At 60.1% G+C, this 15699-nt stretch carries 16 protein-coding genes and 1 pseudogene; 6 read left to right on the forward strand and 11 right to left on the reverse strand.

Annotated features, from left to right (window positions below):
* Nucleotides 1–3 precede the first annotated feature (3 nt).
* From paaE to paaA, 5 genes are read right to left on the reverse strand one after another with little or no spacing between them, the layout of a single operon-like run.
* Nucleotides 4–1062, reverse strand: coding sequence for a 1,2-phenylacetyl-CoA epoxidase subunit PaaE (gene paaE / locus ACOWVD_RS00815; RefSeq protein WP_197763445.1), 1059 nt, complete (start codon nucleotides 1060–1062; stop codon nucleotides 4–6).
* Between the two features lie 13 nt (nucleotides 1063–1075).
* On the reverse strand, nucleotides 1076–1573 hold the full coding sequence (gene paaD / locus ACOWVD_RS00820) for a 1,2-phenylacetyl-CoA epoxidase subunit PaaD (RefSeq protein ID WP_015378350.1): 498 nt from the start codon (nucleotides 1571–1573) through the stop codon (nucleotides 1076–1078).
* A gap of 9 nt (nucleotides 1574–1582) precedes the next feature.
* Nucleotides 1583–2341: a 1,2-phenylacetyl-CoA epoxidase subunit PaaC gene (gene paaC / locus ACOWVD_RS00825; protein ID WP_164095709.1), complete on the reverse strand. Its 759-nt coding sequence runs from the start codon at nucleotides 2339–2341 to the stop codon at nucleotides 1583–1585.
* An 8-nt stretch (nucleotides 2342–2349) separates the two neighbouring features.
* On the reverse strand, nucleotides 2350–2637 hold the full coding sequence (gene paaB, locus ACOWVD_RS00830) for a 1,2-phenylacetyl-CoA epoxidase subunit PaaB (protein WP_004935173.1): 288 nt from the start codon (nucleotides 2635–2637) through the stop codon (nucleotides 2350–2352).
* A gap of 21 nt (nucleotides 2638–2658) precedes the next feature.
* Nucleotides 2659–3597 carry a 1,2-phenylacetyl-CoA epoxidase subunit PaaA gene (paaA, locus tag ACOWVD_RS00835; protein WP_164095710.1) on the reverse strand — a complete coding sequence of 313 codons (939 nt, stop codon included), beginning with the start codon at nucleotides 3595–3597 and terminating at the stop codon, nucleotides 2659–2661.
* 316 nt (nucleotides 3598–3913) lie between these two features.
* Between paaA and paaZ the strand changes: the two genes are divergently transcribed.
* Nucleotides 3914–5980: a phenylacetic acid degradation bifunctional protein PaaZ gene (gene paaZ, locus ACOWVD_RS00840; protein WP_197799118.1), complete on the forward strand. Its 2067-nt coding sequence runs from the start codon at nucleotides 3914–3916 to the stop codon at nucleotides 5978–5980.
* Between the two features lie 43 nt (nucleotides 5981–6023).
* Here the strand turns inward: paaZ and ACOWVD_RS00845 are convergent, their stop codons facing one another.
* Nucleotides 6024–6917: a Kdo hydroxylase family protein gene (locus ACOWVD_RS00845; RefSeq protein WP_049240709.1), complete on the reverse strand. Its 894-nt coding sequence runs from the start codon at nucleotides 6915–6917 to the stop codon at nucleotides 6024–6026.
* Nucleotides 6918–7396: 479 nt separating this feature from the next.
* A complete protein-coding gene (locus tag ACOWVD_RS00850) occupies nucleotides 7397–8950 on the reverse strand; it encodes a sensor domain-containing diguanylate cyclase (RefSeq protein ID WP_049240708.1) in 1554 nt (517 codons plus the stop codon).
* Between the two features lie 160 nt (nucleotides 8951–9110).
* On the opposite strand from ACOWVD_RS00850, the gene ACOWVD_RS00855 reads away from it, so the two are divergent.
* Nucleotides 9111–9305 (forward strand): hypothetical protein, encoded by a 195-nt coding sequence (locus tag ACOWVD_RS00855; RefSeq protein WP_049240706.1) that lies wholly within the window; start codon nucleotides 9111–9113, stop codon nucleotides 9303–9305.
* A gap of 15 nt (nucleotides 9306–9320) precedes the next feature.
* On the opposite strand, the gene yjdN is transcribed toward ACOWVD_RS00855, so the two are convergent.
* Nucleotides 9321–9740 (reverse strand): VOC family metalloprotein YjdN, encoded by a 420-nt coding sequence (yjdN, locus tag ACOWVD_RS00860; RefSeq protein WP_021505787.1) that lies wholly within the window; start codon nucleotides 9738–9740, stop codon nucleotides 9321–9323.
* A gap of 176 nt (nucleotides 9741–9916) precedes the next feature.
* Nucleotides 9917–10837: a Kdo(2)-lipid IV(A) acyltransferase gene (locus ACOWVD_RS00865; protein WP_049240704.1), complete on the reverse strand. Its 921-nt coding sequence runs from the start codon at nucleotides 10835–10837 to the stop codon at nucleotides 9917–9919.
* 629 nt (nucleotides 10838–11466) lie between these two features.
* Between ACOWVD_RS00865 and ACOWVD_RS00870 the strand changes: the two genes are divergently transcribed.
* From ACOWVD_RS00870 to ACOWVD_RS00880, 3 genes are all read left to right on the forward strand, one after another.
* Nucleotides 11467–11664 carry a glycine zipper domain-containing protein gene (locus tag ACOWVD_RS00870; RefSeq protein WP_004935148.1) on the forward strand — a complete coding sequence of 66 codons (198 nt, stop codon included), beginning with the start codon at nucleotides 11467–11469 and terminating at the stop codon, nucleotides 11662–11664.
* A 14-nt stretch (nucleotides 11665–11678) separates the two neighbouring features.
* On the forward strand, nucleotides 11679–11927 hold the full coding sequence (locus ACOWVD_RS00875) for a GlsB/YeaQ/YmgE family stress response membrane protein (RefSeq protein ID WP_004935146.1): 249 nt from the start codon (nucleotides 11679–11681) through the stop codon (nucleotides 11925–11927).
* A 95-nt stretch (nucleotides 11928–12022) separates the two neighbouring features.
* Complete coding sequence (locus tag ACOWVD_RS00880) at nucleotides 12023–12415, forward strand: YidB family protein (protein WP_004935144.1); 393 nt, start codon at nucleotides 12023–12025, stop codon at nucleotides 12413–12415.
* A gap of 36 nt (nucleotides 12416–12451) precedes the next feature.
* Here ACOWVD_RS00880 and ACOWVD_RS00885 read toward each other — a convergent pair whose 3' ends face one another.
* Complete coding sequence (locus ACOWVD_RS00885) at nucleotides 12452–13351, reverse strand: LysR family transcriptional regulator (RefSeq protein WP_197842699.1); 900 nt, start codon at nucleotides 13349–13351, stop codon at nucleotides 12452–12454.
* Nucleotides 13352–13461: 110 nt separating this feature from the next.
* Here ACOWVD_RS00885 and ACOWVD_RS00890 point away from each other — a divergent pair.
* Nucleotides 13462–14513, forward strand: a pseudogene (locus ACOWVD_RS00890) (SDR family oxidoreductase).
* A 44-nt stretch (nucleotides 14514–14557) separates the two neighbouring features.
* Here the strand turns inward: ACOWVD_RS00890 and ACOWVD_RS00895 are convergent.
* The gene (locus ACOWVD_RS00895) at nucleotides 14558–15565 is read right to left on the reverse strand and encodes an NAD(P)H-quinone oxidoreductase (protein ID WP_044030943.1); all 1008 of its coding nucleotides are present in this window, start codon (nucleotides 15563–15565) and stop codon (nucleotides 14558–14560) included.
* Between the last annotated feature and the right edge of the window lie 134 nt (nucleotides 15566–15699).

The following is a 15699-nucleotide window of genomic DNA, read 5'->3' on the forward strand; positions in this document are numbered from 1 at the left end:
CTCCTAGACGTCGAAGTCCAACACCACGCCGTCGCCTTTCGGCCACGACTGGCAGCTCAATACGTAGTCCGCCGCCAGCTGATCCGGCTCAAGGCTGTAGTTGACGCCCATCTCCACCTGGCCGGCCTTCAGACGGCATTTGCAGGTGGCGCACACGCCGCCTTTGCAGGCGTAGGGCAGATCGGCGCCCTGGCGCAGCGCGGCATCGAGAATGCTGTCGTCCTGTTCGCCGACCTCGATATCCAATCGGCGGCCGTCGAGCAGGATCGCCACTCGGGTGGCATTGCGATCGCCGCTGTGGCGCGGGCGGGCGACCAGGCCGCTGGTGTTGAAACGTTCGCTGTGGATGTGGTTGGCCGGTACGCCGGCCTGTTCCAGCACGGTCTGCGCGTCGTCCATCATCGATTCCGGCCCGCAGATGAAGGCGTGGTCATAGTCGCGGAAATCCAGCAGCGCGCCGCCGATCGCCGCCAGGCGCTCACGGTCGATGCGGCCGCTGAGCAGCGGGCTGTCGAGGCTCTCCTGGCTGAACAGGTACAGCGGCTGAAAACGCTGCGGATAGCGGTTTTTCAGATCCGACAGCGCCTCTTTGAACATCATTGAACGGCTGTTGCGGTTGCCGTAGATCAGGGTGAAGCTGCTGCCCGGCTCAAGCTGCAGCGTCGCCTTGATGATCGACAGCATCGGCGTGATGCCGGAGCCGGCGGCGATCGCCAGATAGTTGCCGCGGCGCTCCGCCTGCGGCTGATAGCCGAAGCGCCCCTGCGGCACCATCACTTCCAGCGCATCGCCGACTTTCAGCATGCGGTTGACGAAGCCGGAGAAACGGCCCTGATCAATCGCTTTTACGCCGATCTGCAGCAGGCCTTCCTGCGGCGAACTGCAGATGGAATAGCAACGCCGCAGCTCTTCGCCGTTGACTAGCGCCTTGAGCGTCAGGTGCTGGCCGGGGGTGTAGCGGTATTGGTTTTGCAGCTCTTCGGGCACCCGCAGGGTGATGGCTACGGCGTCCGGCGTTTCGCGCTCGATGGCGGCGACGTTCAGGCGATGAAAGACCGTCATGGTGTCAGCGCTCCTATATGCATTTGAAATAATCGAACGGTTCCCGGCAGTCGCAGCAGCGGTACAGCGCTTTACAGGCGGTGGAGCCGAACTCGCTGATCTTCTCGCTGTGGGTGCTGCCGCAGCGCGGGCAGGCTACCGGGCCGTGGGCGTGCGGCCGATCGCAGGTGTGGCCCTGCGGCGGCGCTACGCCGTATTGCCGCAGCCGTTCGCGGGCGTCGGCGTTCATCCAGTCGGTGGTCCAGGCCGGGCTGAGGCGAATGTCCACCTGCACCGGGCTGAAGCCGGCGGCCGTCAGCCGCTGCTCAATGGCGTTGAGCAAAAATTCGGTGGCCGGGCAGCCGGAGTAGGTGGGGGTGAAGGTCACGCGCCAGCCGTTGCCGTCGCGCGCCACGTCGCGCACCATGCCCAAATCGGTGATCGACAGCACCGGCAGCTCGGGATCGCTGATCTGTTGCAGACAGTGCCAAATCTGCGGGATTTCAGCGGGTTGCAAACGAGTGACGTTCATCGCGGCCTCCTACCATTGGCCGTTTGGATAGGCGCGTTGCAGGAACTGCATCTCCGCCAGCAGCGGGCCGAGGTGTTCACTGTGTCGGCCTTGTTTGCCGCCGTGCCGGAACGCCTGCTCGGCGGGCAGCGTCAATGTCGCCTGGCGCAGTGTCTCTTCCACCTGCGCTTGCCAGGGAGTCTGCAGCTCGCGCGGATCGACGGCGATGCCCTGTTCCGCCAGCTCAAGCTCCAGCGCGTCGGCGTGGAACAGCTCGGCGGTGAAGCGCCACAGGTTATCCAGCGACTGCTGGATCTTGCGGTGGCTGACGTCGTTGCCGTCGCCGAGGCGGATCATCCAGCCGCGGCTGAAGCGCAGGTGGTAATCGGCCTCCTTCAACGACTTGGCAGCGATGGCGGCGATCTGCGCATCGCCGCTGCGGCTCAACGCCTGGTGCAGCTGCACGTGGTAGACGTCGAGCAGGAACTGGCGCACCAACGTGTCGTTGAAACCGCCGTTCGGCTGTTCCGCCAGCAGCAGGTTATGAAACTGGCGTTCGTCGCGCCCGAAGGCCAGGCTGTCTTCGCTGCAGGGCGGCCCGGCCAGTTCGGCGGCGTAGCCCAGGAAGTTGCGCGCCTGGCCGAGCAGATCGAGCCCGATGTTGGCCAACGCCAGATCGATCTCCAGCTCGGGCGCGTGGCCGCACCAGGCGCACAGGCGCTGGGCGAGGATCAGAGGCGTGTCGCCCTGGCGAAGCAAATAGCTGATGCGCGGATCGTTAACCGTCATGGTCGCCTCTACATGTTCTTGATGCCGTCGGGAATGGTGTAAAACGTCGGATGACGGTAGATCTTGTCTTCAGAAGGATCGAAGAAGGCGCCGCGATCTTCCGGCTGCGAGGCGATCAGATGGCGGGATTGCACCACCCAAATCGAGCAGCCTTCATTACGGCGCGTGTAGGCGTCGCGGGCGTTTTCCAGCGCCATTTGGTCGTCGGCGGCGTGCAGGCTGCCAACGTGGCGATGCGCCAGCCCTTGTTTGCTGCGGATAAACACTTCATACAGCGGCCATTCAACGTGGCTCATGATCTCGGTTCCTTATGTTGGCTATGCGGCGGAAGCGGCGTTTTTCGCGGCGTGGGCCATGGCGCCGTCACGCACCCAGGCGCCGTCTTCCCAGGCGCGGCGTTTGGCCTGCAGGCGTTCGTGGTTGCATTGGCCACGCCCTTTGATCACCTCATGCAGCTCGCTCCAGTCGATCTCGCCGAAGCGATAGTGGCCGGCAGCGGCATCCCAGTGCAGATCCGGATCCGGCGCCGTCATGCCCAGCACTTCCAGCTGCGGTACGGTGTTGTCGACGAACTTCTGCCGCAGCTCATCGTTGCTGTGGCGTTTGATTTTCCACGCCATGCTCTGGGCGCTGTGGGGGGAGTCGGCGTCGCTCGGGCCGAACATCATCAGCACCGGCCACCAGAAGCGATCGATGGCGTCCTGCAGCATGGCGCGCTGCGTGTCGCTGCCGTTGGCCATCGCCATCACCGCCTCGTAGCCCTGGCGCTGGTGGAAGCTCTCCTCTTTGCAGATCTTCACCATCGCCCGCGCATAGGGGCCGTAGGACGCGCGGCACAGCGCCACCTGGTTGACGATGGCGGCGCCGTCGACCAGCCAGCCGATCACGCCGATATCCGCCCAGTTGAGCGTGGGGTAATTGAAGATAGAGGAGTATTTCATCTTGCCGTCGAGCATCTTTTGGTAGATGTCCTGGCGCGAACAGCCGAGGGTCTCGGCGGCGCTGTAGAGGTACAGACCGTGGCCGGCCTCATCCTGCACTTTGGCCAGCAGCACCGCCTTGCGGCGCAGCGTGGGGGCACGTGTCAGCCAGTTGGCTTCCGGCAGCATGCCGATGACTTCCGAGTGGGCGTGTTGGCCGATCTGCCGAATCAGGTTCTGACGATAGGCGTCCGGCATCCAGTCTTTAGCCTCAATGGCGATATCCGCCGCGATCTTGTCGTCGAAATGCTGCTGATACTGTGCGTCAGTTGTCATGCTTGCCTCTTGGTGATTCGTGTTTTTCACACTAAATATAAAATGTGAATCACTTTAACTAACCATAAGGCTACAAACTGATAACAAAAAGATCAAACGAGATTTATGTGGTTTTGCGAGCGTACTCACAAGTGTTTTTGTTAATTTTTTGATTTTATTTGATAAATATAAGCAGTGACTCCGTGTTAATGCCAGGGGAAACGGCTTGAAAACGCTTCTTGTTCTCTTTTTGTTAAAATTGAGTTTGGCGTCGACTGGCATTTATGTGATACGTAATTAAGCTGTATTGTGAAAATTTATGAATTCCGGAGGGCACATGCAGCAGTTACACAGTTATCTTTCTGGCGCCTGGGTGTACGGGCAGGGAGAGGCGCGCGAGATCCGTCACGCCGTAACCGGCGAAGCGCTGTACCAGGTTTGCTCCGACGGCCTGCCGTTAGCGGCCAGCTTGAGCTATGCCCGCAGCCACGGCGGCCCGGCGCTGGCGCACATGACGTTCCAGCAGCGCGCCCAGATGCTGAAAGCGATGGCGAAACACTTGCTGGCGCATAAAGAGGCGCTGTATCAGATTTCCTATCAAACCGGGGCGACGCGCAGCGACGGCTGGGTCGATATCGAAGGCGGCATCGCCACGCTGTTCGCCTATGCCGGCATGGCCGGCCGCGATCTGCCGGACGATACGCTGTGGCCGGAAGATGAGCTGATCCCGCTGTCGAAACAGGCGCAGTTCGCCGCCCGCCACGTATTGACCTCGCGCCCCGGCGTGGCGCTGCATATCAACGCCTTCAACTTCCCTTGCTGGGGCATGCTGGAAAAACTGGCGCCGACCTGGCTGGCGGGCATGCCGGCCATCATCAAGCCGGCCACCGCCACCGCGCAGCTGACGCAGGCGATGGTCAGGCTGATCGTCGACAGTGGGCTGGTGCCGGAAGGCGCGCTGCAGTTGGTATGCGGCGGCGTCGGCGACATGTTTGCGCACCTGGATTATCAGGATGCGGTAACGTTCACCGGTTCGGCGCAGACCGGCCAGCGGCTGCGGGCGCATCCGCGGCTGTTGGAGAAATCGATCGCGTTCACCATGGAGGCGGATTCGCTCAACTGCTGCGTGCTGGCGGAAGACGTGACGCCGGAGATGCCGGAATTTGCGCTGTTTATCAAAGAAGTATGCCGTGAAATGACCGCCAAGGCGGGGCAGAAGTGCACCGCGATCCGCCGCATCATCGTGCCGGCGGCGCAGGTGGCGGCGGTGCGTCAGGCCTTGTTGCAGCGTCTGGCGGGGGTGACGGTGGGCGACCCGCAGTTGGAGCAGGTGCGCATGGGGGCGCTGGTCAGCCACGAGCAGCGTGATGATGTGCAAAGCAAGGTGGAGTTCCTGCTGCGCAACGGCTGCGAACCGCTGTGCGGCGCGTCGTTGGATAAGCTGGAAGTCATGGGCGACGGCGCGCGCGGCGGGGCGTTTTATCCGCCGACCCTGCTGTATTGCGCCGATCCGTTCACCCATCAGGCGGTGCACGGCACTGAGGCCTTCGGCCCGGTGGCGACGCTGATGCCGTATGCGGATACCGAGCAGGCGATCGCGTTGGCGTTGCTGGGGCAGGGCAGCCTGGCGGGATCGCTGGTGACCGCCGATCCGGCGCTGGCCAAGCGCTTTATCCGCGCGGCGGCCTGCGCTCACGGACGTATGCTGATTTTGGATGAGCAGGCGGCGGCGGAATCCACCGGCCACGGTTCGCCGTTGCCGATGCTGGTGCACGGCGGCCCGGGGCGCGCTGGCGGCGGTGAAGAGCTGGGTGGACTGCGCGCGGTGAAGCACTATATGCAGCGCACGGCGATCCAGGGCAGCCCGGCGATGCTGGCGGCCATCGGCGGCGAATGGGTGCGCGGCGCGCCGGTCGCTGAGCATCCGGTGCATCCGTTCCGCAAATATTTCGAGCAGCTGCAACTGGGCGACAGCCTGTTGACCGCGCGCCGCACCGTGACCGAGGCGGATATCGTCAACTTCGCCTGCCTGAGCGGCGACCACTTTTACGCGCACATGGACAAGATCGGCGCTGCCGATTCGCTGTTCGGCGAGCGGGTGGCGCACGGTTACTTTGTGGTGTCCGCTGCGGCCGGGCTGTTTGTCGACGCCGCCGTCGGGCCGGTGATCGCCAACTATGGCATGGAGAATCTGCGTTTTATTGAACCGGTGAAGATCGGCGACACCATTCAGGTGCGGCTGACCTGCAAAAAGAAAATCCGCAAGCCGCAGAAAACCGCCGAAGATCGGCCGCACGGCGTGGTGGTGTGGGATGTTCAGGTGTTGAATCAGGAACAGCAACCGGTGGCGCTGTACAGCATCCTGACGCTGGTGGCGCGCCAGCAAGGGGACTTCGAGGCATAATGCGCGTTTCGCCGCCGCCGGCGCCCCGGCGGCGGCGAGCCATTCAGATCAGCGACTGCCCGCGCAGCTGTTCCAGCACTTTCAGCGGCGAACGCTGCGGATCCTGCATCTTGTTCACCGGCAACAGGAAGGTCTGTTCCAGCATAAACTGGCCGCCCATTGCGGCGTGCGGCGTTTGATCCGAGAAGCAAATCCAGCTGCTGCCCGGTGGGAATTCCAGCGCCAGCTGCGGACCCCGTTGCTGATAATCGCCGTCGGCCTTCATGGCGTCATGCAACTGCAGCATCAGGTGGTCATAATGGCTGCGGCGGGTCTTGGTGATGCGCACCTGATGCTGCAGCCAACTGCTGAGGGCGGAGTAGCGTGCGAGGCGCGGCATAAAGCGTGCCGCCAGCTCAGGGAACGGCTCGCCGACGCGCCATTGGCGAGGCTCGCCGTGCGGGTTGATGTTGGTGAAAATGCGCAGAATGCGTTCGCCGTAGTTCGGGCGCGACGGGAAAGCGTCAACGTGCAGGCGGCTGTCGTCTTTGCGCCAGGAACTGGTCGCACGCCAGGCGGAAACCGGGTGCAAACGCAGGCTGCCGGTCGGGTGGCGCAGCGCCTCCTGATACTCGGGCAACAGCCCGGCGATCAGCTGGCGGCAAGATTGATAATAGCGCTCCAGCAGTTGCTGAACCTGTTGCCGACGTTCCGCGACGGCGACGCCGGTCAGCTTGCCGGACAGCGGTTGATAGCTGATGTTTTTGCGCTTCGGATCGACCAGCGTCGGATCCAGCAGCGGCATTTCCTGCTCAGACAGGGTGAAGGCCAGTTCGGGCAGAAACAGTACCTTGCCCTGTTCCAGTTCGCTGACCGCGCTGGATGCTTCCGCTGCCGCCCATTGTCGCAACGGCAGCGTCAGGACGGCCTGTTCACGCATAATATCGCCAGTAGGCATGAGATCTCCTCGCAAATCTATATCGCTTTATTCCCGTCTTTCAGGTTGCCGCGTGATTGGCTGCACTGGCTTGCGCAGTGGCTGGCTGGAGCGGCGTCAGCAGGCCGCTCAATTGCAACGTGAAATTTGTGGGTTCTATTATGGATGTATCAGCAGGGCGCAGTGCGCCGAAGCGTGCGATGGCTTCCTGATATAGAGAATAGTCCTGATAAGGATATCACCGGCAATACCAATGAAAAGTAAACGAGGGCTAAACGGGGCTGTGCGTAGGCACGAATAATCAAAAATGGCACGAATTGTCTGTGGAATGGCGGTTTTTCATCTTGTTGAATTTTAATGGAAATAAATATTACGCTTATTATTGGCGTTATTTTATTCAGAGCGCAGGGTAACCCGGGAAAATAATGTTGCGGAGAGGAATTATTTCATTTTGGTTGGTAATAAATCGGGCCGCCAAAATTTGGTGGCCCGATTAATGATTAAGCGCCGTAAATGCAGTTTTTGCCTTTTTTCTTGGCCTGATACAACGCACTGTCCGCCTCATTGATAAAGCTGATCGGCGTATCGTTATACATATGCGGCACTTTGGCGCAGATACCGATGCTGATGGTGACGATGCCGTGCGGGTTGCCCAGATGCGGGATCTTCAGATCGCGCACCGCCTGGATGACGCGTTCGGCGAAAATCAGCGCGCCCTGCACGTCGGTATCCGGCAGGATAATCCCCATCTCTTCGCCGCCGTAGCGCGCCAGAATATCGTTGCTGCGGCACGCCAACCCTTTCAGCGTCTGGCCGATCTGCTGCAGGCACTGGTCACCGGCGACGTGGCCATAGCTGTCGTTATACTGCTTGAAATAGTCGATATCCAACATCAGCAGCGCCACGCTGCGATAGTTGCGCGAAGCCCGCGCCAGCTCGTTCTTCAGCGCGATATCAAACTGGCGGCGGTTGGCCAGCCCGGTCAGGCCGTCCAGCAGCGCCAGTTCTTCGAGCATCTGGTTGATGCTGGTCAGCTGATCGCGGGTGCGCATCAGCTCGGCTTCGGTTTGCATGCTGTGCTTGATTTGCCGCAGCAGCACCATGCCCATCGCCAATAGGATCATCAACAGAGAGAGGCCACCGGCGGCGAACAGACCCGCGTCGGTGCGCCAGTCCGCCAGCACGTCGCGTTTCGACAGCCCGGCGGCGATCACCAACGGAAAGCGATTGACCCGCGAATAGCCGTAGATGCGTTCCACTTTGTCGTACAGCGAGGTGATGGTGGCGTTACCGAATTCCGAATGCGGCAAAATTTCGCTGAACAGCACACCCTTGGCGATGTTTTTACCGATCGACGCCGCCGAATATGGGCGGCGGTAAAGGATGGTGCCGTCCGCCAGCAGCAGGTTCAGTGAGGCGTCGGTGTTGAGGGCGAAGCTGTCGTAAAACTGGCGGAAATAATCGACGTACAGCGTCGCCAGCACCACGCCGCCAAAGCTGCCGTCCGGATTGTTGAAACGCCGCGAAACGGGAATGATCAGCTCGCCGGTGGTGCGGCTGCGGATCACCTTGCCGATGTACAGACCGCCGCCATCGCGGTTTTGATGGTATTTGAAGTAATCGCGATCGGCGTTGTTGGCGTCCTTGATGAATTTGCCCGAGGAGGTCGCCAGCCAGCGGCCATCCGCATCGTAGATGAACAGCCCATGCAGCTGCGGCAGATAGCTGACCTGCGTTTGCATCACCCGCTGCAGTCGCGTCAGCTGCGATGAGCCCAGCCCGTCGGTCTGGAGACGTTCGGTCAGATCGAGCAGATTGCCGTCCACCTGCATGAATGTATCGTCGGCATGCTGCGCCAACGAACGGGCGAGGTTGGCGGATTCATGTTCGGCGCTGCGCAGGTCGCGCTGGTGCGCGTTCCAGATTTGCCAACTGTTAAAGAGGATCAGCGTGGCGGCAACGATGATGACAAACACGCCGGCCTGAAATAATAATGGGGAGCTTTTAACGCTGCGCGCCGGCACGGCATCCTGTATGGGTTGCTGCTGAGTCATGTCACCCTTGTTGTGCGATTATCGCTCGATTTGAGTTAAGAGCAGTCTTATATTTTATGCATAAATGCGGCAGACCACTAGTCCTTAACGAGGCGGTAAGGCGAAAGGCCGATCGCAACCCGCATCAGCGGCGGTGTGAATACGTCGGAGTGAAAGAGCAATGTCGGATTATATCATTATCGCTTTACTGACGCTGGCGGTGTATTACCCCCTTACGCTGGGAACGCTGGCGGTAATGATGTACTTCGCCTGGCGCCGCCGCCGCTCGCCCTATTGGCGGTTGGGATTAGCGCTGTTGGCGCTGCTGTTCGTGTTGTTCGCCAAGGCGGCGTATGACTGGCACCGCTATAGTTAGCGGCGCCATGACGGGTTATTCGACGTTGATCATCCAGTTGACGCCGAATTTGTCGGTCAGCATGCCAAAACCTTTGGCCCAGAAGGTGGCTTGGTAAGGCATCGTCACCTGGCCGCCCTGCGCCAGATTGTCGAACAGTTTGCGTCCTTGTTCCGCATCGCTGGGGTTCAGCGACAGCGAGAAACCTTTGTGAGAAGCACCGCCGCTGTCATCTTGCGGACAGCCGTCGGAGGCCATCAGCACGCCTTCGCCGATCAGCAGGCGCGCATGCATGATCGCTTCCGGATTGACGTCCTGCGATCCGCCTTGCCGGGCTTCTTCGGGCATGTCTTTAAAGCGCATGACCATTTCAACTTTGGCATTCAACTGCTGTACGTAGAAGTTAATCGCTTGCTCACAGTTACCGCTGAAAAACAGATAGGGTTGTACCAGCATGACATTGACCTCGATTATGGCCCGACAGGCAACGACCGACTCTCGGGCGGACGAAATGATTGCTGGCGGCAATAATTGCCGTCGGTGACTTACTAGTGTAGTTCCCCTGGCGCAGAATGCTTGTGCGAGGTGAGCGCGCCTTCGCCGGCGGTGTGACGGGCAAAGGCACGTGGGGGTCAATACAGCGACGGTTCGCCGGGTGGGCGGGTTTTAAAGCGGCGGTGCAGCCACATGTATTGGTCGGGGGCCAGCAGCACCTGTTCTTCCACCACGCGGTTCATCTTGGCCGCCGCGCGCGTTTCATCATCCAGCGGGAAGTCCGTCAACGGCGGCTGCACGATCAGCTCATAGCCCTGAGCATTTGGCAGGCGGCGCGGCACGAAAGGCACGATCGACGGCCGCCCCATGCGCGCCAGGATAAAGGTGCCGGTGGTCGTGGCGGCATTTTCCACGGCGAAGAACGGTGTGAATACGCTACTTTGCGCCCCATAATCGTGATCCGGCGCATACCACAGGATTTCGCCCTGTTTCAGGTTGCGGATCATACCTTTGATATCTTTACGATCGATCATGAATTTATTCGAGCGCAGCCGGCCGCGGGTCTGTACCCATTCCATCAGCTTGTTGTTGTGCGGGCGATGCACACCGATGCCGGGGTTTTGCATGCCGAAAATGCGCGCGCCCAGTTCCAGCGTCAGGAAATGCAGACCGATCAGCAGAACGCCTTTGCCGTCCTGACGCGCCAGCCGCATGTTTTCCATGCCGCTCACCTTGAACCAGCGGGCGATGCGCCAGTCGGGCCAGAACCAGGCCATGCCGACTTCGAACAGGCCCATGCCGACGGACTCAAAATTTTTGACGATCAGCGCCTCGCGCTCGGCGGTGGGCATTGCGGGGAAACAGAGTTCTAAATTGCGGCGCGCTATTTTTACCCGGCGTTTCATTAGGCGCATGGCTATTCTGCCAAGGCCGTGTCCGAGCCGATAAATGAGCGGGTAGGGCAGTAATACCAAGAGATAGAGTATTCCCAGTCCTATCCACAACAACCAATAACGAGGGCGCAAGAATTCGCGCTCAAAACGTTGGTTAGAAAGCATTTTTCCTGTTATTCCTTTTCTTTGCCAATGGGACCTTAACCCAAATTGTCATGAGGAAGATGATAGAATATTTTGTGCTAAACAGGATTTTCCATTAATGCTTTTTTTTACGCTTTATTTAAACGCAGGCGAAAAACGAAGCGAAATAGGATTTTTACCGAGGGATGAGGGGATATTTTCCGCTATTTCAATCGGCTGGCGAAATTGAAAAATAAAGACACAATTAAGCGCATCGCAAAAGTGACAACGGCTATGTAACCTTAATGAAACAGTAACGCTACGGAACCGTCCCAAGCGGCGGCCAGTGCGTACAGTAGCGCGAGGATCAGGACAAAAGGTGCATTGAACATCGGCGTTTCCTCCCGGAGGATATGTTTAAAGTTTAGCCTTGCAAGATGACAGCGGGATGAAATCAGATCGTTTTTTGTATGGTGAAATTCAGACGGACGGAAATAGGTAAACCGCTGATTTTTTACTATAGTCATAGTGTGAAGTTGTGCGTTTGCCGCCGGACGCCTCCGCATTGAGCGGCAGCGGGCAGATTGCCCAGAGCAAGATCGCGGAGCGGATGGCACCTGGCGCGAAACATGTGACGAAATTCTCAGAGGGTTGGTCTGTAAGGATTTGACATGTCATATGAAAATGACGATCTAAACGGTGTTGAGCAACCGAGCGACTACGTGAAAACCACCGCCTGCGAAGTGAGCAGCGGTGTAAAAGCAGCGCTCGAGCAATCATGTGCCTGCCTCAAGGATAACCCTTGGGCGGGGATAGGCGCCGGCGCCGTCGTGGGCCTGGTAATAGGATTTCTGTTAGGCAAAAGGTAATAGGGAGAGTAAATATGGGCATCATTTCCTGGATCATTTTTGGTTTAATCGCCGGTATCCTGGCCAAGTGGATTATGCCGGGCAAAGACGGCGGCGGCTTTATTGTGACCGTTATATTGGGGATCGTGGGTGCCGTCGTCGGCGGCTATATCAGCACCTTCTTCGGTATGGGCCGCGTTGACGGTTTTAACCTGGGCAGCTTTGTGGTGGCGGTCATCGGTGCCCTGGTGGTGCTTTTTGTCTACAGGAAGATCAAAGGCTAAGCAGCCGTTGCTCAACAGGGTCGCCGCGGCGGCCCTTTTTCGTGAAATCAATCCGGCGGTGCGGCGCGGGCCGTACCCGCTGAAAGGGGAATATCATGGGTCTGTTCGATAGCGTATTGGGTAACATTCTGGGCGGCGGCGCCAACGGTGGTAAAGGTATCGACTACATCGCCATTATGCAGTGGGTCGAGCAACAAGGCGGCCTGCAGGCCATTTTGGACAAGTTCCGTCAGGGGCAGTTCGGCGATATCGTCGGTTCCTGGCTCGGCAATGGCGAAAATCAGCCGATTACCGGCGACCATGTGCAGCAGGCGTTGGGTAGCGACGCCATCAACCAACTGGCTGAAAAGCTGGGCATCGATCCTGCACAGGCGTCCAGCACCATTGCACAGTTCTTGCCAACGGTCGCGGATGCCGCCTCACCAAACGGTGAAGTGCAGCAAGACAGCAACGAGCTGGGCGATATGGTCGGTAAACTGTTCAAGTAATGATTAGGCTCCCGGCGTCTGGCCGGGAGCATTCACTCAGCTAATTCCCTCGATCGCCGTCAACGCCTGCTGCAGATGCGCCACCCAGGCGCGCACTTTCTCCGGAATAAAACGTAAAGCGGGATAGACCGCGTGCAGCGCCATGGGCGGGTAGCGGTATTCCGGCAAAACGGGCACCAGCGCCCCCGTCGCCAGTTGCTCGGCGATTAAAGGCCGTTGGGCGCCGCCGATACCGGCTCCAGCCTCAATGGCGGCCAGCAGCGATAGCGTATTGTTGGCGCGGAACGTGGGCCGCAGAGCGACCATCTCGGGGCCGTGCGGCCCGAACAGAGTGAGCGTATCGCCGTCGTTCAAACCGCTGTAACGAATGTGCGCATGTTTAGCCAGCTCCGCCGGCGAACGTGGAGCGCCATACTTGGCCAGGTAGGCCGGTGACGCCACCAGCAGGCGTTGCAGCTCGCCCAAACGTTTAGCCACCATGCCGGGCGCATGCAGTTCACCGAAACGCAGCGCCACGTCGATGCCTTCGCCGATCACGTCGGCGCGACGATCGTCCAGCAGCAGCTCGATGGCGAGGTTCGGATGACGTTGCTGGAAAGCGATGGCCAGCGGCGTGACGTGCAACTGCCCGAACCCGGTCGGGGCATGAATGCGCAGATTGCCCTGTAGCTGGTGGTGCTGGCCGTGCAGCGCTTCTTCCGCTTCGTCGACCGCCGCCAGAATCGGTTTGAGGCGCTGATAATAACTGCTGCCGGCATCGGTCAGGGTGACCGCCCGGGTGCTGCGAAACAGCAGTTGTGCCCCCAGTTGCTGCTCCAGACCGGCGATTTGCTGACTGACCGCCGGCTGCGTCAAACGCAGATCGCGAGCGGCGGCCGACAGGCTGCCCAGCTCCGCCACCCGCATAAAGGTTTTCATTGCGTTCAGCTTATCCATGTCGATCTTGCCTATAGATTTTTCTTATAAGTGTTAGTGTAAGGTCTCTTCTACCGCAAGTATTACTAATCAATGACACTCAGGGTATCGACAACCTGAGGAGTGGCAAGATGAATACAAAGCGACAGGCATTGGTGATCGGCGCCAATGGCGTGATTGGGCGCCGATTGATTGAGGAGCTGACCGGCCAGGGCTGGCAAGTGGTGGGCGTCTCGCGCCGGGGGGGACAATCGGCGCCGGGGATGCGCCACCTTCAGATTGATCTGCTGGATGCGGCGGCGACGCGCGACGCGCTGCGGCCGCTGAGCGCGATTAGTCACGTTTTCTATGCCGCCTATCAGGATGCGCCGGACTGGGCGGGGCTGGTGGCGCCGAACCTGCAGATGTTGCAACACGTTGTCGAAGGGCTGGAGCCGATCGCGCCGGCGTTGGAGCACATCAGTTTGATGCAGGGCTATAAGGTGTATGGCGCGCATTTGGGGCCGTTTAAAACGCCGGCGCGCGAAAGCGATGCCGGGCATATGCCGCCGGAGTTTAACGTGGCGCAGCAGCAGTATCTGGCGCAGCGGCAGGCCGGCAAGCGCTGGCGTTGGAGCGCCATCCGTCCAAGCGTGGTGGGGGGCTTCTCCCTCGGCAACCCGATGAATCTGGCGTTAAGCATCGCGGTTTACGCGTCGATCAGTAAAGCGCTCGGGCTGCCGTTGCGCTTCCCGGGTAAACCGGGCGCTTACCACAGCCTGCTGGAAATGACCGACGCCGGGCTGTTGGCGCGCGCCACGCTGTGGGCGGCGACCGAACCTGCGGCGGCCAATCAGGCGTTTAATATCAACAACGGCGATCTGTTTCGCTGGAGCGAGATGTGGCCGAAAATCGCCGCTTACTTTGGGCTGGAATGCGCGCCGCCGCTGCCGATGTCGCTGGAGGTCATGATGACGGACAAAGCGTCGCTGTGGCGGGAGCTGGCGCAGCGGCACCAATTGGCCGAACCGGACTATCGCGCGGTGGCCGGCTGGCGTTTCGCCGATTTCGTCTTTTCCTGGGACTATGACATGTTCGCGGATGGCAGCAAGGCGCGGCGCTTCGGTTTCCACCAGTTTGTCGAAACGAAGCCATGTTTTTCTCACTGTTCGATGAGTTCCGCCGCCGCGGCATCATTCCCTGAACGTGGCATTGGTTTCTCCGCAGCACCGGCCGCGGGGAATGGGCTCAGAACGTCAGCATGATCTTGCCGATGTGCTCGCTGGACTCCATCAGCGTATGCGCGGCGGCGGCTTGCTCAAGCGGGAAGGTTTTAAAAATTTGCGGTTTCAGCACGCCGCGCTCCAGCAGCGGCCAAACCTTTTCGCGCAGATCGGCGGCAATCTGCGCTTTGTCCGCCACGCTGCGCGAGCGTAGCGTCGACCCGGTATGGGTCAGGCGTTTCAACAGCAGCGGCATCAGATTGAGCTCTTTCACCACGCCGTTTTGCGTGCCGATTTGCACGATGCGGCCTTCCATCGCTGCGGCCTGATAGTTTTTGGCGACATAATCGCCGGCGATCAGGTCGACGATGACGTCGGCGCCTTTACCGTTGGTGGCGTCTTTGGTGCGTGCGACAAAGTCTTCGCTGCGGTAATTAATCGCCACGTCGGCGCCCAGCGCCAGGCTGGCCTGACGTTTCTCTTCGGAGCCGACGGTGGTGATCACCTGGGCGCAGAAGGCCTTCGCCAGCATGGTGGCGACCGTGCCGATACCGGAGGTGCCGCCATGGATCAACACGGTTTCGCCGGCTTTGAGATGACCGCGCTGGAACACGTTGACCCAGACGGTAAAGAAGGTTTCCGGCAGCGCGGCGGCCTCGGTCAGGCTCAGCCCCGCCGGCACCGGCAACGCATTGCTTTCATGCACGGTGCAGTATTCCGCATAGCCGCCGCCGGCGATAAGGGCGCAAACCCGATCGCCGAGCGCGAAGTGGGTCACGCCTTCACCGATGGCCACCACTTCGCCGGCAATTTCCAGTCCGGGGATATCCGAGGCGCCGGGCGGCGGCGCATAGTTCCCCTGGCGCTGCAGCACGTCGGGGCGGTTAACGCCGGCGGCGGCGATTTTCACCAGCAGTTCGCCCGCTTGCGGAGCGGGCACCGGGCGTTCGGTAACGACCAGAACGTCGGGAGCGCCCGGTTGGCTGATTTCAATCGCTTTCATCGTGCCGGGCAGCGCTGCATTTGTTGACATGGTTACTCTCCTCATCGTGGCGGACGTGGTTATCAGGCGAAACGTCCGCAATAAAGTCTGCTGTTAGCTTAGCGAAATCGAATGAGGCGCGCGTGGTTGAATAGAGCGGTTTTGCGAGGAAGAGGCGAAGCCGC

The organism is Serratia sp. SA088 (assembly GCF_049065515.1).
GTDB lineage: Bacteria > Pseudomonadota > Gammaproteobacteria > Enterobacterales > Enterobacteriaceae > Serratia > Serratia nematodiphila.

What these genes read in the sequence shown, in the direction of transcription:
- ACOWVD_RS00845 (WP_049240709.1), bottom strand. Translation starts at nt 6,917, where the DNA reads ATGCCTACTGGCGATATTATGCGTGAACAGGCCGTCCTGACGCTGCCG.
- ACOWVD_RS00855 (WP_049240706.1), top strand. Translation starts at nt 9,111, where the DNA reads ATGTCGGATTATATCATTATCGCTTTACTGACGCTGGCGGTGTATTAC.
- paaB (WP_004935173.1), bottom strand. Translation starts at nt 2,637, where the DNA reads ATGAGCCACGTTGAATGGCCGCTGTATGAAGTGTTTATCCGCAGCAAA.
- paaE (WP_197763445.1), bottom strand. Translation starts at nt 1,062, where the DNA reads ATGACGGTCTTTCATCGCCTGAACGTCGCCGCCATCGAGCGCGAAACG.
- yjdN (WP_021505787.1), bottom strand. Translation starts at nt 9,740, where the DNA reads ATGCTGGTACAACCCTATCTGTTTTTCAGCGGTAACTGTGAGCAAGCG.
- ACOWVD_RS00885 (WP_197842699.1), bottom strand. Translation starts at nt 13,351, where the DNA reads ATGGATAAGCTGAACGCAATGAAAACCTTTATGCGGGTGGCGGAGCTG.
- ACOWVD_RS00850 (WP_049240708.1), bottom strand. Translation starts at nt 8,950, where the DNA reads ATGACTCAGCAGCAACCCATACAGGATGCCGTGCCGGCGCGCAGCGTT.
- ACOWVD_RS00880 (WP_004935144.1), top strand. Translation starts at nt 12,023, where the DNA reads ATGGGTCTGTTCGATAGCGTATTGGGTAACATTCTGGGCGGCGGCGCC.
- paaD (WP_015378350.1), bottom strand. Translation starts at nt 1,573, where the DNA reads ATGAACGTCACTCGTTTGCAACCCGCTGAAATCCCGCAGATTTGGCAC.
- ACOWVD_RS00865 (WP_049240704.1), bottom strand. Translation starts at nt 10,837, where the DNA reads ATGCTTTCTAACCAACGTTTTGAGCGCGAATTCTTGCGCCCTCGTTAT.
- paaZ (WP_197799118.1), top strand. Translation starts at nt 3,914, where the DNA reads ATGCAGCAGTTACACAGTTATCTTTCTGGCGCCTGGGTGTACGGGCAG.
- ACOWVD_RS00870 (WP_004935148.1), top strand. Translation starts at nt 11,467, where the DNA reads ATGTCATATGAAAATGACGATCTAAACGGTGTTGAGCAACCGAGCGAC.
- ACOWVD_RS00875 (WP_004935146.1), top strand. Translation starts at nt 11,679, where the DNA reads ATGGGCATCATTTCCTGGATCATTTTTGGTTTAATCGCCGGTATCCTG.
- paaA (WP_164095710.1), bottom strand. Translation starts at nt 3,597, where the DNA reads ATGACAACTGACGCACAGTATCAGCAGCATTTCGACGACAAGATCGCG.
- paaC (WP_164095709.1), bottom strand. Translation starts at nt 2,341, where the DNA reads ATGACGGTTAACGATCCGCGCATCAGCTATTTGCTTCGCCAGGGCGAC.
- ACOWVD_RS00895 (WP_044030943.1), bottom strand. Translation starts at nt 15,565, where the DNA reads ATGTCAACAAATGCAGCGCTGCCCGGCACGATGAAAGCGATTGAAATC.